The organism is Paenibacillus ferrarius (assembly GCF_002027705.1).
GTDB lineage: Bacteria > Bacillota > Bacilli > Paenibacillales > NBRC-103111 > Paenibacillus_E > Paenibacillus_E ferrarius.
Window position 1 is genome coordinate 62474 of sequence record NZ_MBTG01000019.1, and the last position, 22336, is coordinate 84809.

At 42.5% G+C, this 22336-nt stretch carries 22 protein-coding genes; 18 read left to right on the forward strand and 4 right to left on the reverse strand.

The features are described 5' to 3' along the window. The first annotated feature begins 13 nt into the window (after positions 1-13). The 5 genes from BC351_RS20710 to BC351_RS20730 all read left to right on the forward strand — a co-directional run bounded on the left by BC351_RS20710 (position 14) and on the right by BC351_RS20730 (position 7605). Positions 14-904, forward strand: coding sequence for a carbohydrate ABC transporter permease (locus BC351_RS20710; RefSeq protein WP_079414630.1), 891 nt, complete (start codon positions 14-16; stop codon positions 902-904). A 2-nt stretch (positions 905-906) separates the two neighbouring features. Then, positions 907-1722 (forward strand): carbohydrate ABC transporter permease, encoded by an 816-nt coding sequence (locus BC351_RS20715; protein ID WP_158082169.1) that lies wholly within the window; start codon positions 907-909, stop codon positions 1720-1722. Positions 1723-1749: 27 nt separating this feature from the next. Continuing rightward, on the forward strand, positions 1750-3864 hold the full coding sequence (locus BC351_RS20720) for a right-handed parallel beta-helix repeat-containing protein (protein WP_079414632.1): 2115 nt from the start codon (positions 1750-1752) through the stop codon (positions 3862-3864). Between the two features lie 499 nt (positions 3865-4363). Continuing rightward, on the forward strand, positions 4364-6337 hold the full coding sequence (locus BC351_RS20725; protein ID WP_158082170.1) for an RICIN domain-containing protein: 1974 nt from the start codon (positions 4364-4366) through the stop codon (positions 6335-6337). 188 nt (positions 6338-6525) lie between these two features. Next, a complete protein-coding gene (locus tag BC351_RS20730; protein ID WP_158082171.1) occupies positions 6526-7605 on the forward strand; it encodes a DUF3048 domain-containing protein in 1080 nt (359 codons plus the stop codon). 161 nt (positions 7606-7766) lie between these two features. Here BC351_RS20730 and BC351_RS20735 read toward each other — a convergent pair whose 3' ends face one another. After that, the gene (locus BC351_RS20735; protein WP_244209114.1) at positions 7767-8423 is read right to left on the reverse strand and encodes an aminotransferase; all 657 of its coding nucleotides are present in this window, start codon (positions 8421-8423) and stop codon (positions 7767-7769) included. 238 nt (positions 8424-8661) lie between these two features. Here BC351_RS20735 and BC351_RS20740 point away from each other — a divergent pair, with 238 nt between their 5' ends. The 8 genes from BC351_RS20740 (at position 8662) to BC351_RS42770 (ending at position 15210) form a co-directional block, all read left to right on the forward strand. After that, positions 8662-8952 carry a YerC/YecD family TrpR-related protein gene (locus BC351_RS20740; RefSeq protein ID WP_079414635.1) on the forward strand — a complete coding sequence of 97 codons (291 nt, stop codon included), beginning with the start codon at positions 8662-8664 and terminating at the stop codon, positions 8950-8952. A 147-nt stretch (positions 8953-9099) separates the two neighbouring features. Next, positions 9100-9912, forward strand: coding sequence for a sirohydrochlorin chelatase (locus BC351_RS20745; protein WP_079414732.1), 813 nt, complete (start codon positions 9100-9102; stop codon positions 9910-9912). Then, positions 9884-10864 carry a diacylglycerol kinase gene (locus tag BC351_RS20750; protein ID WP_079414636.1) on the forward strand — a complete coding sequence of 327 codons (981 nt, stop codon included), beginning with the start codon at positions 9884-9886 and terminating at the stop codon, positions 10862-10864. The genes BC351_RS20745 and BC351_RS20750 overlap by 29 nt, the downstream gene beginning before the upstream one ends. Before the next feature lie 123 nt (positions 10865-10987). Beyond that, a complete protein-coding gene (gene rlmD / locus BC351_RS20755) occupies positions 10988-12529 on the forward strand; it encodes a 23S rRNA (uracil(1939)-C(5))-methyltransferase RlmD (RefSeq protein ID WP_079414637.1) in 1542 nt (513 codons plus the stop codon). A 215-nt stretch (positions 12530-12744) separates the two neighbouring features. Further along, positions 12745-13257 carry a hypothetical protein gene (locus BC351_RS20760; RefSeq protein ID WP_079414638.1) on the forward strand — a complete coding sequence of 171 codons (513 nt, stop codon included), beginning with the start codon at positions 12745-12747 and terminating at the stop codon, positions 13255-13257. A 128-nt stretch (positions 13258-13385) separates the two neighbouring features. After that, a complete protein-coding gene (locus BC351_RS43530) occupies positions 13386-14018 on the forward strand; it encodes a hypothetical protein (RefSeq protein ID WP_244209116.1) in 633 nt (210 codons plus the stop codon). Positions 14019-14242: 224 nt separating this feature from the next. Next, positions 14243-15019: an RNA ligase family protein gene (locus BC351_RS20770; RefSeq protein WP_079414640.1), complete on the forward strand. Its 777-nt coding sequence runs from the start codon at positions 14243-14245 to the stop codon at positions 15017-15019. A 50-nt stretch (positions 15020-15069) separates the two neighbouring features. Beyond that, complete coding sequence (locus BC351_RS42770; RefSeq protein ID WP_167388034.1) at positions 15070-15210, forward strand: hypothetical protein; 141 nt, start codon at positions 15070-15072, stop codon at positions 15208-15210. Positions 15211-15369: 159 nt separating this feature from the next. Here BC351_RS42770 and BC351_RS20775 read toward each other — a convergent pair whose 3' ends face one another. After that, on the reverse strand, positions 15370-15822 hold the full coding sequence (locus BC351_RS20775; protein WP_079414642.1) for an Lrp/AsnC family transcriptional regulator: 453 nt from the start codon (positions 15820-15822) through the stop codon (positions 15370-15372). A gap of 173 nt (positions 15823-15995) precedes the next feature. Between BC351_RS20775 and BC351_RS20780 the strand changes: the two genes are divergently transcribed. Then, complete coding sequence (locus tag BC351_RS20780) at positions 15996-17546, forward strand: MFS transporter (RefSeq protein ID WP_244209117.1); 1551 nt, start codon at positions 15996-15998, stop codon at positions 17544-17546. Here BC351_RS20780 and BC351_RS20785 read toward each other — a convergent pair. Continuing rightward, positions 17537-18448, reverse strand: coding sequence for a helix-turn-helix transcriptional regulator (locus BC351_RS20785; protein WP_079414644.1), 912 nt, complete (start codon positions 18446-18448; stop codon positions 17537-17539). The two genes, BC351_RS20780 and BC351_RS20785, sit on opposite strands and share 10 nt — an antisense overlap. Before the next feature lie 97 nt (positions 18449-18545). Here BC351_RS20785 and BC351_RS20790 point away from each other — a divergent pair, with 97 nt between their 5' ends. Together BC351_RS20790 and BC351_RS20795 are read left to right on the forward strand one after the other, a co-directional pair. Next, positions 18546-19010, forward strand: coding sequence for a VOC family protein (locus tag BC351_RS20790; protein ID WP_079414645.1), 465 nt, complete (start codon positions 18546-18548; stop codon positions 19008-19010). Between the two features lie 83 nt (positions 19011-19093). Then, positions 19094-19687 (forward strand): YdeI/OmpD-associated family protein, encoded by a 594-nt coding sequence (locus BC351_RS20795; RefSeq protein WP_079414646.1) that lies wholly within the window; start codon positions 19094-19096, stop codon positions 19685-19687. Between the two features lie 63 nt (positions 19688-19750). Here the strand turns inward: BC351_RS20795 and BC351_RS20800 are convergent, their stop codons facing one another. Further along, a complete protein-coding gene (locus tag BC351_RS20800) occupies positions 19751-20215 on the reverse strand; it encodes a nuclear transport factor 2 family protein (protein ID WP_079414647.1) in 465 nt (154 codons plus the stop codon). Positions 20216-20418: 203 nt separating this feature from the next. Here BC351_RS20800 and BC351_RS20805 point away from each other — a divergent pair, with 203 nt between their 5' ends. Together BC351_RS20805 and BC351_RS20810 are read left to right on the forward strand one after the other, a co-directional pair. Continuing rightward, entirely contained in the window at positions 20419-21324 is a 906-nt protein-coding gene (locus BC351_RS20805; RefSeq protein WP_079414649.1) for a helix-turn-helix domain-containing protein, read from the forward strand. 643 nt (positions 21325-21967) lie between these two features. After that, positions 21968-22330, forward strand: coding sequence for a hypothetical protein (locus BC351_RS20810; protein WP_079414650.1), 363 nt, complete (start codon positions 21968-21970; stop codon positions 22328-22330). Positions 22331-22336 lie beyond the last annotated feature (6 nt).

The following is a 22336-nucleotide window of genomic DNA, read 5'->3' on the forward strand; positions in this document are numbered from 1 at the left end:
GAAGGTGAGAAGCATGGGATCCGGTTGGAGAAATCAATTTACGGCATATCTGTACATCCTACCGCTTCTGGTTGTTTTTGCAGTATTTATTGTTTATAGCTTATTTTTCTTGGTTAAAACTAGTTTTATTAACGGTGATATATCTTTCCTGCACTCTACTTATGTAGGCTTTGATAATTATCGTTTGGTATTGACTGATATTAAGTTTTTTAAATCTATATTGAACAATATTGTCTTTTCGGCAGCAACGATTCTTATTAGCATGACACTTGGATTCATTATCTCAGTTTTCCTAAGTCAAAAGTTTAAGGGTTCAAAAATTATTCATGCTCTTTTCTTTATCCCTACGATTATGCCAATGGCTTTAATCGCCACCGTGTTTTCAGGAATGTTAGAGTATAGATTTGGTGCACTCAATCAATTCTTAAATACAATTGGACTGGGATTTCTAGCTCAGCAATGGCTTGGAGATCCAAATTGGGCTTATATTTCTGTAATGGCTGTTGGTATTTTTTTAATTGGAATCCCAATGATGTATTATAGTGCAGACATAACCACAATTAATCCAAGTGTCCTAGAAGCAGCGGTTTTAGACGGCGCAGGAATGTCACGAATGCTATGGAACATCGTATTCCCATTATTAAAAAATGCACATATAACAATTATCATTTCAACGTTGCTTCAGAGCTTTAGAGAGTTTGAAAGAATTTATCTTATGACTGGCGGAGGGCCTGGCAACAGTACGCAAATTTCTAGTGTATATATGTATAATTTCATTCATTCTGCTGGTTCAAATATAGGTTTTGTCTCAGCGGGATCGGTAGTATTGCTATTGGTTGCACTCGTGATCTCATTCTTCCAACTCCGTCTCTACGTTCCTAGCAAGTCTAAAAGGGGGAAATAATCTTGAATACTATCCTGTCTAGTCGCAAAGAACGAGTTGGTGTTCAGATATTTGTTTTTGCGGTTGCTTTACTTTGGGTATTTCCCATTGTGGTAGCATTAAAAAATTCACTTTCAGTCAATGGCTTTGCCAATTATACCTATTTATTTACTCACGAAGTTGGCGGAATAAAAATATATAAGCCATTTATAAATTCGGTAGTAGTTGCTGCAGGGGGTACAGCACTAATTCTTATCATCGGAACATTATCAGCATTCGCTTTCTCGAAGTTAGTCTTTTTTGGACAAAAATGGCTTTATGGATTCGTACTGATGTGTCTGTCAATTCCGGGTGTGGTCGTTCTTGTGCCCTTTTTTTATATACTTAAAGGTGTCCATCTGTACAATACATTGACAGCGGTGATTTTCGCAGAAGTTGTACTTACTTTACCATTTGCAGTATTAATGCTTCGAAATTTTTTTGATAATTTACCAAATGAGTTAATGGAATCGGCACATATGGATGGAGCTACATCATTCCAGACATTTCTCCACATCTATCTGCCATTAGCTAGACCGGCACTAATTAACCTTGGTGTTTTATGCACAGTTTGGTCGTTTCAAGATTACTTGCTTCCACTTATGTTTACAACAAAATCTTCGTTAATGACTGCAACAGTTGCCATTAGTTCTTTCAAAAGTAATTTCGGATTCAATCCCGCTGATCAAGGTAGATTCTATGCAGCATTAGTTCTTCTGGGATTACCGGCATTGTTCATATTTATTCTCGCTCAGCGTTACATTACTAACGGAATAACTTCAGGAGCAGTAAAAGACTAGTTTTTACATCTAGAAAGAAGGGGAAAAATGATGCCATTTTATATATCTCCTGCAGGAGACGACGCCAATCCGGGTACAGAACAACTCCCATTTGCAACGTTTCAGCAAGCGCAGCGGGCTGCTCGGAATTATCGTGTAACTAATGGGATGAAAGATCAAGTAGTGCAAGTTGTAGTTCGTGGGGGAACCTATTATTTACATGAAACATTAACACTAACAGAAGAAGACTCATTTACTTCTTTTTCCACTTACTCTGAAGAGCATGCAATAGTAAGTGGGGGGAGAAAGCTTAACGTGGCTTGGAGACCCTACCGTGATGGGATTTTTGTTGCTGAAGTACCCGAAATCCTAAAAGAGCAATTGCAGTTCACTCAGTTATTTGTAAATGGTAAACGACAAATTCGTGCACGCTACCCTAAGTATGATCCGTCTATTCCTGGGGTAAGTGGATACACATATCCTGCTGATTGTAAGTTGCAGTGGCCACATCGAGAAATGAAGTTCGACCCTCAAAAGTTTACAGACAAGAGATGGAGTAAACCTGAAGAGGCAGAACTTCATATTTTCGGAAAAAATTACTGGGGAAATTTACAATGGAAAATTAAAGCGATTGAATGGGAAAACCATACCATTGCCTTTGGAAAAGGCGGCTTTCAAATAAATGATGTGATGCAAGGGGAAGATGCAACGGGTATTGACCAGCACTCACGTTTCTTTATAGAGAATGTATTTGAAGAGCTGGATAGTCCAGGGGAGTGGTATGCTGACTTTCAGAACGGCTTATTATATTACTATCCTTTACCTGAATTAAATTTGGAGGATGCGATTTTTGAGGTCCCTCAATTACAGAGATTAATCGAAATTAGAGGAACTCAAGAAACTCCTGTAGTAAATATCGGATTTAATGGATTTCATTTTACACATACGACTACAACTTATTTGGAAAAATATGAAGCACCTTCGCTTGGGGACTGGTCCATTCATCGTGGTGGAGCAGTGTACATGGAAGGAGCAGAAAAATGCAGTATCGAGTTTTGCCGATTTGATGCAGTTGGAGGAAACGCTATCTTCATAAGCGATTTCAACCGAGATCATCGAATATATGGATGTTTAATTACGGATGCAGGTGAAAGTGCAATCTGTCTTGTTGGTTCAAAACATCTAACAATGGGAAGCCAACATGCGTACCCTGCCAACGTACTAGTAGCTAATAATGAAATTAATAATATTGGTTATTATGGCAAGCAAACAGCTGGAGTATTTATTTCAGTAGGACGAAATCATACGATTGCTCATAATCATATTCACCACATTCCAAGAGCTGCGATTTGTATTAACGATGGAACCTGGGGGGGCCACGTTATTGAATATAACGATATCCACAATACCGTACAAGAAACAGGTGATCATGGTCCGTTTAATTCTTGGGGAAGAGATCGATTTTGGTGTTTGGAACAATCACATGGCCCAGCTTCACACTGTGCAGGAGATGTTAAAAAAGATGCGCGCGAAGTTGTAACAATTCGAAACAATAGATTTGTTGACAATAGTGGCTGGGGCATTGATCTTGATGATGGCTCATCACATTATCACATTCATCATAATGTGTGTATTGGGATAAGTATTAAATTGCGTGAAGGCGACTATCGCTTAGTTGAAAATAATATTTTCTATCACCCAGCGAATCCTCCAGGTATCCATATCGGTTACGAGCATAATCATGATCGTTTCTTGCGGAATATTATTGTTGCACATTCGAATGCTGACAATCCTGAAGTAGATATTAATTTCGAAAAAGGGGAGTCTAGAGGAAAACTTTACGAGTTTATTGGTCCCCCTCTAGAAAGCAGATGGGTGGAGGAGCTAGACTATAATATTTTCTTTAACGATCTGGGCTACTTTAAGGCAACTGTACATTTTAGACCCTTAGGTAGCCGTACCGAACACTATAGCATTGATGAATGGAAATCATTAGGCTGGGATAGACATTCGGTATTTGCAGATCCATTATTTACAGATCCCGAGCAGGGGGACTTTTCGCTGAAGGAAGGTTCACCAGCATTAAAACTTGGTTTCAGTGAAATTGATCTGTCAAAAGTAGGGCTTCTACCTGATTTTCAAGCTCATTACTTATCAAAATAATAGTTCGCTTTCAAAGTTATTAATCAAAGCAGAGAAGCAAATATTAATACTTCATGACTAAATAGTTATGTATCTTAAAGGAAGAGGCGGTCAGTCTCTTCCTTGCTTCAAGTAGAAATGAATTCTGTAAATATTCTATATCCAGATCCGTAGTTTGTTTATGTTCAATTCAATTATTATTTGATATGTTTATGAATGTGATAGCGCTTACTTTAGAAGGGCAGCAAAATGTATTAGAAACATTCACGATCATCAAAGTTCATAAATGTATAAACACAATGAATAAGTATTCTGCTTTATCCAATAATTAAAACAGCTATAGGGCATCAAGTATTTGTAAACGCTGTCATAAATATTGGAACTGGGTTTCAGGCACTTTTGCTGAATTAGTAGAGAAACCTTCATAGGGGGTGAAAGGATCCAATTGAAATCAATTAAGTTAGTTTTCTGATTTAATGTAGTGTCTAATTATTATTTATACTTGGAGAGGATGGTTAAATTGAAAAGATTTAGGTTGAAAAAATGGATGGTCATGAGTTTAATTGCGCTAATGATGAGTTTGAGTTTGTTGGGGGGATTCCCTGGAAAGTCCAAAGTTGCCTACGCAGATCAACTCACCGATTTAACATCATTTTATACGGCTATGGATCATTCAAAAGGATGGGTAGATCTTTCATCTAATAACATTTCATATTTAATAGCAGATCAGGCCAACCTTAGTAGTGGATTGACAGTAACTGATCTTGATGGTGGAAAGCCATATAAAGGTAAAAAAGTGACAGACTGGAGTTCTGCTGCTCAACAATTTTCATGGACCGTAAAATCGACGATTGCCAGCAATTATTATGTCGATGCTTTAATTAATGGAAGCAGTGGTGTCGTTGTACAAGTAAGTAATGGCTCGAGTAACGCGAGTTACACGATTGGGAGCAATGGATGGGATAAACTCAGATTGGGCCAGATTTCAATCCCGGTTGGTACATCAACGGTAACAATTAAAGCTCTCTCAGGTTCAATTAATATGCAGTTGAAGTCACTAGAGTTAATTCCATCTGGCTCCTTAACTGCTATTCAAACAAGCATTGCGAATAGTAAATCTAAAGCGACTTGGATGACGAGTAGCCCGGTTGGCGTAATGTATCAATGGGGACAATGGGGCAGTAATCCTGATGGAACACAACCTTCGTGGCCGACGCCTTACGCCAATTTTGATTATAATGCTTTTGCTGATCGAGTGGCGAATATGGGAGCGGATTTCGTCGTTTGGTCGATTACCTGGACGTCTTATTATGTGCCGGCGCCTATTACTTCAATAGATAATGTACTAACGGGAAGAACAAGTAGCGTAGATTATTTGGACAAGATGCTGACTGCATTAAAGAACAAAGGAATTCGAGTCATGTTCTACTATCATACTGGACATGACAGTAATCCGAACTTAAACTGGTGGAACAATTTCTGGACTGTATCACCAAACGGTAATTATGCTAGAAAAGAGTCGGCGATTAACAAGTGGCAAAACATTGTAGCAGAGATTGGTAATCGCTACGGGACAAAATTGGACGGCTGGATGTTTGATGACGGTGCACTTTATTATCCTGCGCCATATGAAAGTTTGACTGCATCCGCGAGAGCAGGGAATTCCGATCGTCTAGTTTCTTTCAATTCCTCGTATGTGTTTGATGCCGGACCACGCTTAACAGATTACGAAGATTACTTTTTTGGCGAAGGTAACTCGGGGGATCTCTTTGATTCAGCGATATCAAATGGTAAATATACTTCTGGTCCTTTCAAAGGTGAATTCGCGTTTGGTAACTTCCAGACGGAAGCTGGTGACTGGGGAGTTCGTACTGGTGATACTTCACCAATTACGACGACTATGTCATTTGATACCTTTAACTCAACTGCTACTAAAGCTAAGGATACTAAACAAGCAATGGCTTATAATATGCGAATGTGGACAAATATGGGTCAAAGCCAGACCTCTATCGATAGATTCACGGCTGCCTCAGCTGCCGCTCATTCAAGCGGAGGTGTCACAACTATTGACCCGACTAAATGGTATAAAATTCAATCTAAGTCTAACCCTAACTATGTACTTGATATCAGCACAGTGAACAACGGCGGTAGAGCTCAAGTCGGGCAATATGTTGGAAATGACCGGCAACAATTTAAATTTATTGACGTTGGCGGTGGGTATTATCGAATTGCCGTAAGAAACAATACAAACTATGGAATTGATGTAAGTGGGACTCCAGCTAACGGAACCGTTACTCAATCATGGGAGTATGTGGGTAATGACCGTCAGCAATTCCTTTTAACTAATGTTGGTGATTCAAACTTTAAAATTGCGGTAAGGAACAATCCATCTTATGTAATCGATGTTGATGAACCCGCAAACGGTGTGCAACTCAAAACGTGGCAGTATGTAGGTAATAACCGACAGCAGTGGCAACTTGTTGAGGTACAATAATTTTAAATTTAGAAACTATATTCAATAATTAACTTAAATCAACCTATTATTGGTTTGTAGAAAAAGACGGCGTGTACTCTCTCATTTCGGGAGTATAGGAGGAGAGTATAAAATCACTAGATTCCATGAATATTTTTTAATAGAGCCACATATAATTACCATTAACAATGGAATTGAAAGGTGGGCCTATGAATAAATTGTCTTGGTTTATACTAATGTGTCTGGTTTGTGGGACAGTTGTTCTTGCTAGTATTATTATCAGGCAATCTAATCAAAGCAGTGAGGCAGTAAGAAAGCCGATTGATATTCCTACACTTAGCCAAGAAAGTGTAGGAATAAAGCAAGATGCAGTTGATCAAAAAAAAGAATCAAAGACACTCTTAACTGGTGTTAAGACCGAAACACTTATGAAAAATAGACCTTTCATGGTAATGGTGAATAATCATCCATCAGCACGGCCTCAATCGGGATTAAGCAGTGCTGATATTATATACGAGATCTTAGCTGAGGGAGAAATAACAAGACTTCTTGCTATTTTTCAAAGTGAAGAAGTCCAGGGTTCTATTGGTCCAGTTCGGAGTATTAGACCTTACTTCATTGATTTAGCTATGAGTTATGATGCTATCCCTATCCATGCAGGGGGAAGTCCAGACGCTTATAATATTCTGTCTAATCAATCTATTCAAAGTTTAGATGAGATTACAAATGCTGGGCCTTTCTTTTGGCGTGAGAGTTTTCGTAAAGCCCCACACAATTTATATACAAGCTTTAAGAATATAGAAGAGGGAATTGATAAGAAGGGGTATCGCAATCAAATTCATGAAAAATCAATCTACACATTCTTGCTTAACAAAAGTAACGATATTGGAGAACGTGTGTCTTTATTTAATGTTACTTTTTTAATTGAAGATTACAAAGTAACCTATCAGTATGATGCTAACAGTAACAAATATCTCAGATCAATAAACGGAGTCCCTCATGTGGACATGAATAACAATGAACAATTAACGGCAAGTAATGTTGTAGTACTTGGGACAGACCATAAGGTGCTTGATAATGAGGGCCGACTTCAAGTAAAACTAATGGATAGTGGGCCTGCATTACTATATCAGAATGGAATTATGAAGAAAGTCGAGTGGAAAAGAGACCAGATTAATACTCCAATTCGATTGTACGAACAAGGGCAGGAAATTGCTTTTGTACCTGGAAAAATACACTTTTTAATTGTTCCTACAAAGCCAACATTTGAGGCACATATTACATATTAAAATAAAAGAGACATTGAATTTGTGAAAAGCCCACAAACTTTAAATATTTATGAATAGAACTCAAAATAAGGCGACAGAAAGCCGCCTCGCTTGGTTGACAGCCAAGACGGGGCGGCTTTTTGCACGCTTGTAGGTTGTATGTTAGCTAAAAACAGTTCATCTTACTTGCGTTTGCGTTTCGTTGAACCGCCGACTTTGGAACGGGAACCGCCTTGTTTGCCACGAGCAGCACCTGATTTCTTGCGCCGTTTGCGCTTCGGTTTGAATATTTCCTCTACTTCTTTGGAGGAGTTCACCTTGCCTTTACCTATTGAGGCGAACAGCGTCTTCACCATGGGAGCCATTTGCTGGAAGGTATTCATGAACTTCTGCACCTTGCCCATCGAGCCGATGATGCCGTCGATCCCGCCCATACGCTCCACAAATCCGGCGATTTGCTTCAAATTCAAGCCGCTCAGCGGGTTAGACGAACCGCCTGCTGCTCCACCCCCGCCACCTAGAAGGTTGCTGAGGAAATTACCGCCTCCACTACCTCCGCCAGTGCCGCTAGCGGGAGCGCCGCCACCGAAGAATCCGCCGCCAGCGTTACCGCCAGGAGCGCCTCCGCCAAAAAATCCACCAGCGTTGCCGCCAGGGGCACCCCCGCCAAAGAATCCACCGCCACCTCCTTCAAAAGGAACAGGAAATCCGCCACCGCCTAAACCTGGATATTGCCCTAAGCCGCCATCCCCCAGTTGGGCTGGTAAAGTAGTTAAGCTCCTTGTATGGACTTCAGGACGCTGACCGCCATTGCCAATGATGTGTCTTGGATTATTCACTAGAATTCACGACCCTTTTTATCAGATTTGTCTCCTACAGGATATGTCACTTGCCTACTATTGGTATGGACGAATGTCACGGGTCTGGATATTTGTCACAATTTAACTCATTAACGCATAGAATTTTTACCGTTTCGCAATCCTAAAGGCAGGATTTATTCTCGGCGTGTCGAAAGTTACACAGGGAGCTTACTGATTTCAGAAGCCAAATTGCTTTTCTACCGGGAGTTGACAACGTATGCAATTAAAAAAATTAAACGATAAAGCCATAGACCAGCTTTTTGAAGCCATCTTGACGCTTAAGGATATAGAGGAGTGTTACGTCTTTTTTGATGACCTGTGCACAGTCAATGAGATTCAGTCGCTGTCCCAGCGCCTCGAAGTTGCTCGCATGCTGCGCAAAGGCTGCACGTATAACCAGATCGAAGCCGAAACAGGGGCGTCTACCGCGACCATTTCTCGGGTCAAAAGATGCTTGAACTACGGCAACGACGGCTACGTGCTGACGCTGGATCGTCTAGGTCGATAAGCAAGGTTTGGCAAATAGGGTCAGAATCCTGTGTTACCATGTGTAATGCGGGATTTTTCCTGTTTCACCAAGGGTTCAATTGACATGTGCGAACACATTAGTTAGCATAGGATTGTATGCAGGGTTAGAACGGGTGGGAAAAATAGCATGAGTACATATGGTGTGTTGGTCATCAGCCATGGATCCCGAGACGAAGGCTGGGTTCAGCTCGTCGATGAGGCCGTGTCGGCCGTCCGAATGCCGCAGGGTGTTCCGATATATGCCTCCTATCTGGAGCTGGTGGAAGGGCGATTAATTCAAGATGGCATCTATAGCTTAGAGGCCCAGGGTGTGACGGATATGATCGTCGTTCCTCTGTTCGTGTCCTCTGGGAGTACACATATTGATGAAATCAGCTATGCCTTAGGTGTCGTTGAACAGCCGCTGCTGGAGACGGATCTGGAGCCTTTTCATATTCAGGCGCGCATTCATTTCACATCGCCGATTGATGATGATCCCGTGATTGCTGAGATTATTTATGACAAAATCAAAGAGCTGTCCGAATGCCCCAGTCAGGAGATCGTCCTATTGGTTGGACACGGCAGCAAGGAGAAAGGCTTCCATCTCAAATGGCGCCAAGGCCTAGAGCTGCTTGCAGAGCGCTTGAAAGCATTAGGCGGATACGATGAGGCGGATGTCGCTATGCTTTTGCCGGATCAAGTGAAACGAAAGATGACATGGTGGGCGGAGAACAAGCCTGATCATAAAGTCGTCGTTGCGCCGGTTTTTCTAAGTGAAGGCTATTTCACGAATAAGGTTATCCCTTCCCGCATGGAGGGGTTCGCATATACATACAATGGACGGGCGCTGCTGCCAAGTCCGCTAATATCCAAATGGATCGAGAAGCAGATAGCTTCCGAAATTTCAGACGGCGAACAGGTGATGAGACACGATGGTCAAAAGAGCAAGACTGATCTATAATCCGACTTCTGGCCGGGAAGAAATGAAAAAGCGTTTACCCGAAATTCTTCAGCGCCTAGAGCGCGGCGGTTTCGAGACATCCACCCACGCCACCATCGGCGAAGGGGATGCGACACTTGCGGCAGCTCAGGCTGTTAGCCGGGGCTTCGACTTAATTATCGCCGCAGGGGGAGACGGCACCCTCTGTGAAGTCGTGAACGGTATGGCTGAACGCGAAGGAAGGCCGCCGCTTGGCATTCTGCCGCTGGGGACAACCAACGATTTTGCCCGTGCGCTGGGCATTCCCAAGAACTTGGAGCAGGCCTGTGACCTCATTGTTCAGCAGCACACCACCGACATTGATGTAGGCAAAATCAACAACCGCTACTTCATCAACATCGCCGGCGGTGGTTCAATGACCGAGCTGACGTATGAAGTCCCAAGCAAGCTCAAAACCATGATCGGGCAGTTGGCCTATTATATGAAGGGACTCGAAAAGCTGCCTAGACTAAAGCCTATCGAGCTGTACGTCAAAGCAGGCGAAATGGAGTTCCATGACGAAGTCATGATGTTCCTCGTCGGCAACTCCAACTCCGTCGGCGGCTTCGAGAAGCTGGCTCCGGATGCGAGCATGAACGATGGGCTGTTCGATGTATTGATTCTGCGCAAATGCAACCTTGCGGAGTTCATCCGAGTAGTCACGCTTGCGCTGCGCGGCGAGCATCTAAGTGATCCGAACCTGATTTACTTCCAAACGAACCATATTGAGATCAATTCGCCGGACTACGTCCAGTTGAATCTCGATGGCGAGTTCGGGGGCACATTGCCATGTGTCATGACGAATCTGAAGAGCCATTTGCAGATTATTGTGGATGAATCGGGGCAATCGATTTATAAGAAGAAGCTGCTCGATACGTTGACTACCCCTTTTCAGTTGAAGGGGTTTGCGGAGGATTCGCATCGGGAAGAGTAGGATTTGAAGAAAAATATAGAAATACTAAGAAAATAAAGCAAAACCAAGAAAGCAATAGCAAGAAAACCAAAACCAAGAAAAGCAATTTTTAAATTATCGTATTGGGATTAAAGTGAGGGTATTATGAAAGCTAAAAGCAGTTCTGGCTCGCGGCCAGGTAAACATAGAGAACAAAGTGGCAATGGCAAGCCCGCAGGGAATAGATCGGGGCAGCAGTCGGGAAGACCTGGCGGGGCTGCCGGGAAAGCGGCGGCCGCTTGGATGGCGGATCTGCCGGTGCAGATCGGGCAGCAATATGAGGCTGAGATCATGGGGATCAGCCATGATGGCGAAGGGGTGGGCCGTGTGAATGGCTTTACCCTTTTTGTTGCGGGTGCGCTGCCAGGTGAGCGTGCGCTTGTTCGGGTGAACCATTTGAAGAAGCAGTATGGCTATGCTGCGCTCGTGGAAGTGCTGGAAGTGAGTCCAGATCGGGTTAAGCCGGATTGCGTGATCTATGAGGAGTGCGGCGGCTGCCAGCTGCAGCATCTGAGCTATGAGGCTCAGCTTCGCGTGAAGCGGCAGCAAGTTGTCGATAATTTGGTGCGGATTGGGAAGCTGACGGTTGCCAGCGAACTGGGCGAAGAGGGCATTATTGTTCATCCCACACTTGGGATGACCGATCCGTGGCGGTATCGGAACAAGGCTCAGGTTCCATTTGGGGAAGAGCGCGGCGGCCTCATCGGCGGCTTCTATGCGCAAGGCAGCCATCGCATCATCGACATGGAGGAGTGCTTGATTCAACATGAGTCCAACGACGAAGTCGTAGCTCGGGTGAAAGAGATCGGTGCGCGTCTTGGCATCCGCGCTTATCGGGAAGAGACAGGCCTCGGACTGCTGCGCCACGTCGTCGTCAAAGTTGGCTTCCGCACGGGCGAGCTTATGGTCGTCCTTGTGACTAATGGCAGCTTGATACCTCGTGTGGATGAATGGATTGCTGGCATTCGCGAAGCGCTGCCCGCTGTCGCAAGCATCTGTCATAACATTAATGTGAAACAGACGAATGTTATTTTTGGAGATGAGACTCGCGTCCTGTGGGGCAGCGAAGTCATCTATGACTATATCGGCGATGTGAAATTTGCTATTTCCGCGCGATCGTTCTATCAAGTGAACCCCGTGCAGACGGAAGTCTTGTACGGGAAGGCACTGGAGTACGCCGCGCTCACAGGCGGCGAGACGGTGGTCGATGCCTACTGCGGCATCGGCACAATCTCCCTGTTCCTCGCGCAGCGCGCGGGACAGGTGTACGGCGTCGAGATCGTCGAAGAGGCGATCGCGGATGCACGGAAGAATGCCGAGTTAAACGGCATGACGAACGTGCACTTCGAGGCAGGCCCCGCCGAGGTCGTCCTGCCCGAGTGGACCCGCCAGGGCGTCCGGCCTGACGTGATCGTCGTAGACCCGCCGCGCAAGGGCTGCGACCCGGCGCTGCTCGCGACGATCCTCGAGCTGCAGCCGCGGCGCGTCGTGTACGTGTCGTGCAGCGCCTCGACACTGGCTCGCGACTTGCGCGTGCTCGTCGATGGCGGTTACGGCGTCGCGGAGGTGACGCCGGTGGATATGTTCCCTCATACGGTGCATGTAGAGTGTTGCTCAGTGTTGGTTTGGAAAGGAAACAATGAGTGAGAATTCAATGTGGGTTGTCCTCTCACGATACGATAACAAGTTTAGATGTTGAAAAGCCCTTTAAGAGGGCTTTTTTGCGTTAATAGCAACATTCGCTATCCCTAGACGTTTATCCTTAATTTGTAAGTTGGTGATATAATAAGGCGATAGCAGTTAGCAGTCTATAAGTGCTTCAACAAGGAATGATTTTATTTTGAAGGTAGTGATACATTTTTATGATTGACTTTCTAAAAGTTAAGGGAATTAAAGCGTACAATGAAATTATTGAGATAGCAGAGCAACCAAATCTCTTGTTCTCTAATGACAGTGGTCAATACAATGCGGAAGCTAACTATAATCTTTACACCATTCAGAAGCTAAACAAATTGATTAAGAAAAACAGTATTTCAATTTGTGAGTTAGAAAAGGTTTTTATCTTTGTTGAAACCTCATGGTCGGCATATTTGAATAAGCATTATAAAGATAAATCCTTTCTTTTTTACATTTGGGGTGATTGTCAGATACCTGCTATTAGGCTTTCAATTGTTTCGTTTTATGAGGGTTTAGAATTACCGTTTGGATGTATATTGAACAAGGTAAAAGACATCCAGAACCTACTAATTCAATACAAAGAGAAAGCACAATTTGATGGTATTACTATTATCGAAACGGACGAATCAGACTTAAATGAGGACGAAACTGAAAGTGAATACATACTAACTGTATACTCAAAAATCATTAAGTGTTAGATATATGCACGATTTTATCCAACAAACGTTGGAGATTTTTAGGGGCGTGTGATAAACCCAATCACAATGAAAATAGGGATACAATTGGAAACCTGCTAAGGACTGTTTAAAATAAAAGGGCAATTTTAATGCTGTTGAAAGATGGTGAAAAATTGGAGGGAAAAAAGTTCAAGGCGTTTATCTATCTACTGCATGTGGTTTTAATTGACATTCGATTTCATTCATGGGGAAAAGTTAAGTGGTGGAATCCATTTTCATTATATAAGATGGTTGTAAGAACCAGAAATATTGCTGAACTAGCAGATGTATTTCATAACCTTCAAGAAACTCTTTCGAATAATCACAAGCATTTTGACGAAAAACTATTTTGGGAATATGTAGATGCTTTTCGCAAGAGGTATCCCAATGAAACAAGAGATTATAGAGGGATATACAACCAAAGTTTAGATAATTTAGTGGGAGATGATGTGGATAGAAGGCATGCGAAAGCCATAATTAAGTGGGATAAAGACCCAAGTCGTTATTCTATGAATGAATGGCTTCGTGACATAGTAGTGATCTATGGAGAAATAATCGACAAGAAAATCTATGGTGATACATGGACTGTACCTGTAAGAATAACCTCCTTAATAGATGGAACATGGAATACTTATGCGGATGTAGGTTTTTTAGTTGATGAAGCCCCTTGGCATCTACTTGTAGGTGGTTATACCTTTAAGCTTTGGGCTGGAAGGGACATTGCGACAGTGACAATTCTTTAGGATTTATACAAAAGCAATTTTATAACAAAATCCCAGTATGATTTCCCTATGTTGATGCTAGTGAAAACGAATTAGGCAGAATTGTTTTAAATGGATTTACTATTTTAGGGAAAATGTGTTCACGCTGTAAATAAGATTCGTCTTTCATGTGTGTTGGGGGAATTTTTGAGGTAAGTACTATCAGAATGACGTGAAAAGATAAATTTATAGGGGGATGTAAACGGATGGATTTGAAAAAAATTAACTCTTTAACTAAATACCCAAGTATTCTTACATATCATCAATTGGGTGAAAGAGGTCGTTTAACTGATGAATTATCTGAGTCGAAAGGCTTCTCTGATTCAGATAATGTATTTGTTTATGAAAAAGTGGATGGTGAGAACTCAAGAATTATTCTGTTGAAAAATTATTATAATGAAATTGATTATCTAATAGGCTCCAGAGAGGAATTATTATTTGCAAAGGGAGATAGGATAGGGAACCCTTATGGCAATATTGCAGAGTTTCTTAAACTTCTAGCTGATAAAATCATCGATGATATCTTTTCTAATGGCGATTGGGCATTAACTGTCATTTATCAGGAATCATATGGAGGAAAGACGAAAGCATCCAAAAACTATACTGAAAGTAAAACTCAAGGTTATCGAGTGTTTGATGTGTTCTCCTTAAATCAGGATGAATTGAATAACCTCCTTTCATTGTCACAAGAAAAGATTGCTGAATGGAGAGATCATGGAAATCAACCTTTTTATAATGAAGTTGAAAAACGCAAATTTGTTGAAAAATTTGAATTGGAATATGCTCCACTGTTGACGGAGGAGAAAGGTGCTGATTTTCCGATAACTTTAGATAAGACTTTTTCATTTCTTAAAGAATTTGAACAAACACAAGTGGGAATCGATTCTACTGGAAAGTCCGAAGGAATTATTGTTCGAACATCAGATCGAAAACAAATTAGAAAAATTCGTTTTGAAGACTACGAAAGAACCTTCAGGAAATAAGAATATAAATCAACAATTTCATGGGATGACTTACTGGGATGGTGAGACTGATGAATCAAATCAAAGATCTCCAAAAGCTTATCAAACTCACTGGTGATCGTGCTAAGTTAGATGCTAAGGCGAACGATGATTTTGGCATGAACCCCTTCAGTTCTTCCCATACCGCATCAGACAGAGTAATTTTCGAATAGACTTGTTGGTTTTTGGTTACAGGATTACCATTGTCAAAATCTGATATGCTCTGTTTTACATAGATCGTGCCTTGTATCAAATCAACATTTTTCCACTCAAACCCTTTGAGGCCTTCTTGATGAATTATTCGCAGCGTTTATTGGAACTTCTGCTCGGCATTAGTCAACTCTATTCGCTTCTTTGAGAGAATGAATTAGAAGACTATGATCGATCGGTGAAGACATGACAATCAGGACTGTATAGGTTCCATATTTATCGCACTGATTGCTAAACTCTTCGAGCGTGCGTGTGGATTCCGTCACTACTTTTAATAAATAACTGTGTTCTCCGCTTATGCGGTGGCACTCGGCAACTTGGGGAGAGGCATGGACAAAATCAAGAAATGCCAAGCAGTCCCTAGTCCGAAACAACATATAGGCGGCCGCATGCTTCCCAATTTTTTCAGGAGAAATGACGGTACGATACTCTTCGATTACTCCCTTTTCTTCCATTCTCTTAACTCGTTCCGTTACAGCAGGTTGGGACAAGCCCACGCTTTTACCCAGTTCAGTCATTGAAATCCTTGCCTGGTTCTGAAGATAGAAGAGGATTTGTTTGTCTATATGATCCACTTTGAGTGTTCTCCTTTAAATTTAAGGTATTTGAATAAAATAACTTTGATTTATTTGTATAATCATCATATTTGATTTGATGTGTTATGTAAAATGAACGATTTAAATTATATAATAACACTCACATGAATAAGGCGATTCACACATGAGAAGTCAGAGAGGAATGGCAAGCAATGAGCAAATACGATTTAAATATGGCAGGTACAAAAGATTCCAGCAAAAATATCATCGCATTGGCCGCGATATGTTTGTCCGCGCTAATGTTCGGTCTCGAAATTTCCAGTGTGCCAGTCATACTGCCAACCCTGGAAAAGGTATTGCATGGCAATCTTAAGGATATGCAATGGATTATGAATGCCTACACCATTGCCTGTGCGACGGTTCTGATGGCTGTGGGGTCCCTAGCTGACCGTTATGGAAGGAGGCGCATTTTTATTATTAGCCTCGTTTTGTTTGGCGTTACATCCCTGATTTGTGGTTTGGCGCAAAGCACCTCGGTTCTAATCGTCAGTCGGTTTCTTCAAGGTGTGGGTGCTGGTGCGATGCAGATTTGCCAGATAGCGATTCTTTCTCATCGGTTTCAGGAAGGGCGGGAACGCAGCAAAGCCTTTGGAATATGGGGGATCGTGTTCGGGATTGGCCTCGGGTTTGGACCCATTATCGGGGGGATGATCGTGGCTGCATTGAACTGGCATTGGGTTTTTCTGATCCACGTACCGCTGACCATCCTTACGCTGATCCTTGTCTTTGGGGGTGTGGAGGAATCCAGTGATCCGCAAGCGAAAAAGCTGGACGTTATCGGTATTGTCACGCTTTCGTTGGCGGTCTTTGGTCTGGCCTACTTTATCACGCAAGGAGCAGAATTAGGCTTTACCAGCATAGCCTCCATCAGCATTCTTGGTGCAGCGGCAGCAAGCTTCATTATTTTTCTAATTGTGGAAAAGTTCAGCACTCATCCGATGTTCGACTTTTCCGTATTCAGGATACGCAATTTCTCCGGCGCGATCCTTGGTTCCATCGGCATGAATTTCAGTTTCTGGCCATTCATGATCTATCTGCCGATTTATTTTCAGAGCGGTCTTGGTTATGGCATTGTTGCCGCCGGGCTGTCTCTCTTGGCTTATGCGCTGCCTACCCTGGTGATCCCGCCACTTGCAGAGCGTCTTTCGCTGCGCTATCAGCCGCGTATCGTCATCCCATTGGGTCTTTTCATCATCGGCCTGGGCTTCATTATGATGAAATATGGCAGTGGAGGCGATCACGCCAACTGGCTGACCATGCTCCCAGGTTCCCTGTTGGCTGGCATCGGGCTGGGCTTGACCAACACGCCTGTGACCAACACGACTACTGGCTCAGTTCCGATTACCCGCGCAGGCATGGCTTCCGGTATAGACATGAGTGCCAGATTGATCAGTCTAGCCATCAACATCGCCGTTATGGGATTCATTTTGCAGGAAGGCATCCTGTCTTATTTGAGGGGAGCCCTTCCAGGGACTCTCGATACAACGCAATTGCGGGCTTTGGCCGGGAAAATAGCTGCCGGAAACTTTGCATCCCTCAAGCAGGGCTTGCCAGAACTGTCCTCTCTGGATGCGTCCGGAGCTGTGGTCCACGCGGCTCTTGTGCACGGATTTGGCTTGGTGATGCTCTATGGCGGCATTGGCGTGTGGGTTTTGGCCGCGATCAGTTATATGATTTTTAGATCTAGATCTTCTCAGACATAGTGATCCATCATCTGTTTCAAATAATTCCGAAAGTCTTCAACATATGTTTGGGGCGCTACGATTTTTAGATTTGTGCCGAAACTTGCTAGAAATTGAAATCCTGTACTGTTGTGAGGGACATCGATTGTTGCTAATAAAAATTCAGAACTATAGTTTTCAATACTTTTTCGACCGTACCTTTCAATGAATTGATCTTGGATGCTAGGGGAAATCAATGCCTGAATAGCGACTAGCTGCGGTTGATAGCTTGCTTCGCGTTCTTGTTCTACTAAATATTCTCTAGGGTTAAATGTTTTGTCGTCCATATTAAGCTTATCGATCCGAGATAATTTGAACGTTCTATAGCTCATACGATGTAAACAGAATCCCTTCAGATACCAACTCGTTTCGCTAAAATGAAGCTGATAGGGCTCGACAATTCTATTCGTCGCTGTGCCATTTTTATCTATATAATCAAATGAAACTAATCTTCTCTTTAGTATGGATTCTTGAAATGTCCTCAAGGTGTGAAGAATTTCAGACCGACCCTCCCAACCATAAAATGACAGTTGAATCGAACTTTTCAGAGACAAGGGGCTAACCATTGCCTCTATTTTTTTGATCGTAATGTCAACTTCTTCGCTAATTAGAATTTGTTCCAATCCGCCGAGCGCAGTTAGTATATTCTCTAAGTCGGAGCTGCTTAAAAGACGTTTATCCACCTTGTATTCATCCATAATACCGTAGCCGCCATGAACGCCATTGATAGAATAGATCGGGATGTTGGATAGGCTCAGTGTTTCCATATCGCGAAGAATAGTTCTTTTGGACACATCAAATAATTGCGTGAATTCTGTTGTTGAAACGATATTTTTTCTCAGCAATATCATGATGATAGAAATAAGTCTCTCAATCTTGTCCATAAGTTCCCCCTCCTCAAATTAATTTAGGAATGGTGACATACAGTTGTCACCTTTTGTAGATTATACTACATTTATCACAAGAAGGAGGTATTACTTTATGTCAGCTATTGTATATTTAAACTTTGATGGAAATGCAGAACAAGGGATTGAATTTTATTCGGAGGCTTTAAGTGCAGCGGAAGTGAAAAAAGTTAAATTTAGCGATATCCCACAAGATCCAAACTATCCACTGCCAGAAAATGAGTTAACTATGATTATGGAATCTTCCATAGAATTCGTAGGCGGGAAAATCATGATGTCGGATATTTTGCCTTCTATGAAGACGGTAACAGGTGAGTTGGTGAAAGGAAATAATGTCCTGATTAGCCTAGTCATCGATGATAAACAAAAACTAGAAGAATACTTTAATCGTTTATCGGTTGGTGGCTATGTTATAATGCCGTTATCCAATACTCCTTGGTCTTCGTGCTTTGGCATGCTGGTTGATAAGTTCGGGATTTCGTGGAAATTCAATAGTGACGCAGATAAGTTTCTTGATAAAGTCATTTCTAACAAACAGTAACTCATGCTTGAGAATGGTCTTGCAATTGCAGACCATTTTTTCTTGTATATTTTTACTTGGAAAATTTAGAAAGGATCATGTATATGGAAATTGAAAATCTGATTCCAGCAAAATCGAGAGAAGATGTGAGGATTTGGCTGCAGGAAAATGGAAAGACGAAAAAGTTTTGCTGGGTCGTGGTTAGTATGACGCCTACCCCGAATACGTTGTTATATTTGGACGCGGTCGAGGAAGCTTTGTGCTTTGGATGGATCGATGGAGTCAAAAAGAAAATTTCTGAAACGGAGCTAGCTCAGCGGTTGTCTCCTAGAAGTAAAAAAAGTTCATGGACGGAATTAAATAAAGAACGTGTCCGCCGCCTCGATAAGTTGGGGTTAATGAGAGACGAAGGAAGAAGGGTTCTTCCTGATATGGATCATAATTCTTTTAGAATAGATGAAGAGATAGAGCAAAGGCTGAAAGAGGAAAAGCAAGTGTACGATAATTTCATGGCATTTCCAGATCTTTATAAACGAGTTCGGATCGACACGATACAAAGCATTAAGAATCAGCCAGAATTGTTTAGGAGCAGATTGGACAAATTCATAATAAATACGAGAGAAAACAAAATGTACGGTCAATGGAATGATAATGGACGTCTAGAGGGGGGAGGACGAAAAGATTGTAATTTATTATAATCTTTCCATCCTCAATTCCTTCACATCAATGGAGCCTCTGGCCTGAATGGTGAAAGGGGCTTTTTAGCTATTTAGTGGTTTAGTTTCAACCCATGCAACCTTGAGATCTCTTTTTTTGAAAAGCCACTGATTATTCAGTTTGATGAATTCGTCGTTATACCTTATAGCTGCTACCATTAATTTCTTGTCATCGCCATCGATTGTTAAATGATGAGCATTACAATAGGTTGTCCCAATTGCCGTATCACCAGATAAAATAATCTTACTTTGGCCATTAACATGCATGGTGGAGTCATAAGTATTTAAGTTATCAAAAATAGGTGCTAATTCCTTCCTACTGGTAACGATTTGAGATGGTTCTGCCTGACGTTCATCCATAAATACTCTAAAAAGAGTATCTTCCGTAAATAGTGCCATTTGGCCTTCAGCATCCCTCGTGTCTGCACAATAGGCATATGCGTCAATGAGATCACGTATAGCATCACGGTCAGCAATTTCTTCTAGGGATCGTCTTTTCACATTTTCCATGTTGTCCTCACCTTTTTTTCATTTTGTTTGTATCCGTTCCTTCTATCCTCATAGTAACCGAGCCGAGTAATCAAAGCTTTGCTATGCGGCTCATTTTGTTTGTCAATTCGGCTCATGCTAACGGACATCGAATTCCAGCGACTCCCTATTGGATTGCCATGGTGCCTTCATGTTATCTTGTATTCAGATAAGGAGTGAGACGAATGGGGTCCTCAATTAGCAAGGCTGTGAAAATGCCTCAGAGTCTAGCCAGTGTTGGCGTTTTGAAGATGAAAGGATTGTCGGTCATGGGGGCATGCGCCTATTCGGATATCAAGACGGGGAGAATGCATCTTCAGGAGCATGTTCTATTAGTTGTTCTGGAAGGTGTCTACATTGTCAGATACGGTGATCAGGAATATACAGTAAGGAAAAACGAAATGGCGCTCTTGCATAAAGGAATCGTCGTTGAGTATGAGAAGTATGGGGAAGCAGATTCGAGGCATGTATTGGATTACATGATGTTCTTTTTGAAGGATGAATTGCTTCATGATTTTATGAAATTATCCAGTCTACCTTCCTCCAAGTCTGTATCGCCTGCCGCGGCTACTGTTCATCCGGTGAATGAGCGCCTGTTAAGCTATATGGCTTCACTCAAGCCCTATTTTGCAGAGCCGGAGGGCATTCAAGACGAATTAATTAAGCTGAAAATGCTGGAGCTTCTTTTTGATATATTGGATGCGGACCAAGGGCTATTGAACCAAATCCTGCAGCTGAGGCAGCAGCGTCCCACAAGCATTGTTGAGGTGGTGGAGAAGAACCTGCTAAACCCCGTATCGCTTCAGGATCTGGCCTATTTGTCCGGCAAAAGCTTATCCACCTTCAAACGGGAATTCCGGAAGATCTATAATGAGCCTGCATTTCAGTGGATTCGCAACCGTCGGTTAGAGAAGGCGAAGGAACTGCTAAGCAACTCAAGAATATCCATAACGGAGGTTTGTTTGGCTACAGGCTTTGAGAACGTATCGCACTTCTCGAAGGTGTGGAAGAAGAAGTATGGGGTTTCTCCTTCGGTGATGAGGGATCGTGGTGCGGCCGCTGTGCATGAGCAAAAGAATCCGAACGATTAGTATAGCAATCGTTCGGTTTTTTTTGCTTTATGCGATTGTATAAATGAGATGACTAGATCGAACTTATCGGCAGTTTTAACCCGCCTTTTAAAAAAGATCCCTTATTACATACGGCTTAGGCTTTGAAATGAGCACTGCGTTCGGGAACTGCTCACTCTCACATTCAATCCGGCAAGCATGGAGAACAACCAACGGGCAGCCGTCTTCTATTATGACGAAGAAAAGAAGTTTTGGGTGGAACTGGGGGCAAAGTAAACGGCAGTTACATTACCGTAGAAGTCGATCACTTTACGTAAAAGGGCGTGCTGGCCGTAGATTTAACCCAACATGTGTCGGCAACCCCCACAACCCCAAATGACTTTACCGACGTCATCGGACATTGGGCCGGAAGCAAAGATAAAGCAGGCAGTTAGCGGAGGCATCGTCACCGGCTATCCGAACGGACATGTTTAAATCTGACACAACGGTGACGCGCACGGAATTCCCGGTGATGCTGATTAATGCGCTAAAGCCACAAACGGAAGGAGCGGCGCTGACCGTGGTCTGGGTACACAAAGCAGTCGCGCAAGCGGTGCAAGCGGGCGTCATTCACGGTTATTAGGACGGTTCGTTCAGACCAAATGCGGAAATTACGTGCACTGAGATGGCTGTGTTGGTTGCGAATGCGCTCAAGTTGTCTATCGAATCGGATAACGAAACTAGCTTCGCGGATGACAAGGAAATCCCGTCAGGGGCGATAGACGCAGCTAGATTCATATGGTCTAGAAGAGGAGAAACCGCGCATACATCTAGTAAAACACAACAACCAATTGACTTGATTTCTGAGAAAAAAGACTTAGAAGTTATAATGTATGGCTTAGAAGAAGTTGATGAAAAGATTAATGAAATACTTAAGCCTCATAGAGAACTATGGCAAATAAGGTGTGCGAAAATATACAAAAAATGTGAAATTGAAACTAAAGACCATTGGAATATCCTCTGCAGAGGATGGTTCAATGGTCTTTAGTTTATT

Bases quoted from the DNA above. Each gene is read 5' to 3' on its own strand.
- BC351_RS20710 (WP_079414630.1), top strand. From the start codon at position 14: ATGGGATCCGGTTGGAGAAATCAATTTACGGCATATCTGTACATCCTA.
- BC351_RS20720 (WP_079414632.1), top strand. From the start codon at position 1,750: ATGATGCCATTTTATATATCTCCTGCAGGAGACGACGCCAATCCGGGT.
- BC351_RS20730 (WP_158082171.1), top strand. From the start codon at position 6,526: ATGAATAAATTGTCTTGGTTTATACTAATGTGTCTGGTTTGTGGGACA.
- BC351_RS20740 (WP_079414635.1), top strand. From the start codon at position 8,662: ATGCAATTAAAAAAATTAAACGATAAAGCCATAGACCAGCTTTTTGAA.
- BC351_RS20745 (WP_079414732.1), top strand. From the start codon at position 9,100: ATGAGTACATATGGTGTGTTGGTCATCAGCCATGGATCCCGAGACGAA.
- BC351_RS20750 (WP_079414636.1), top strand. From the start codon at position 9,884: ATGGTCAAAAGAGCAAGACTGATCTATAATCCGACTTCTGGCCGGGAA.
- rlmD (WP_079414637.1), top strand. From the start codon at position 10,988: ATGAAAGCTAAAAGCAGTTCTGGCTCGCGGCCAGGTAAACATAGAGAA.
- BC351_RS20760 (WP_079414638.1), top strand. From the start codon at position 12,745: ATGATTGACTTTCTAAAAGTTAAGGGAATTAAAGCGTACAATGAAATT.
- BC351_RS43530 (WP_244209116.1), top strand. From the start codon at position 13,386: ATGCTGTTGAAAGATGGTGAAAAATTGGAGGGAAAAAAGTTCAAGGCG.
- BC351_RS20770 (WP_079414640.1), top strand. From the start codon at position 14,243: ATGGATTTGAAAAAAATTAACTCTTTAACTAAATACCCAAGTATTCTT.
- BC351_RS42770 (WP_167388034.1), top strand. From the start codon at position 15,070: ATGAATCAAATCAAAGATCTCCAAAAGCTTATCAAACTCACTGGTGAT.
- BC351_RS20780 (WP_244209117.1), top strand. From the start codon at position 15,996: ATGAGCAAATACGATTTAAATATGGCAGGTACAAAAGATTCCAGCAAA.
- BC351_RS20785 (WP_079414644.1), bottom strand. From the start codon at position 18,448: ATGGACAAGATTGAGAGACTTATTTCTATCATCATGATATTGCTGAGA.
- BC351_RS20790 (WP_079414645.1), top strand. From the start codon at position 18,546: ATGTCAGCTATTGTATATTTAAACTTTGATGGAAATGCAGAACAAGGG.
- BC351_RS20795 (WP_079414646.1), top strand. From the start codon at position 19,094: ATGGAAATTGAAAATCTGATTCCAGCAAAATCGAGAGAAGATGTGAGG.
- BC351_RS20800 (WP_079414647.1), bottom strand. From the start codon at position 20,215: ATGGAAAATGTGAAAAGACGATCCCTAGAAGAAATTGCTGACCGTGAT.
- BC351_RS20805 (WP_079414649.1), top strand. From the start codon at position 20,419: ATGGGGTCCTCAATTAGCAAGGCTGTGAAAATGCCTCAGAGTCTAGCC.
- BC351_RS20810 (WP_079414650.1), top strand. From the start codon at position 21,968: ATGGCTGTGTTGGTTGCGAATGCGCTCAAGTTGTCTATCGAATCGGAT.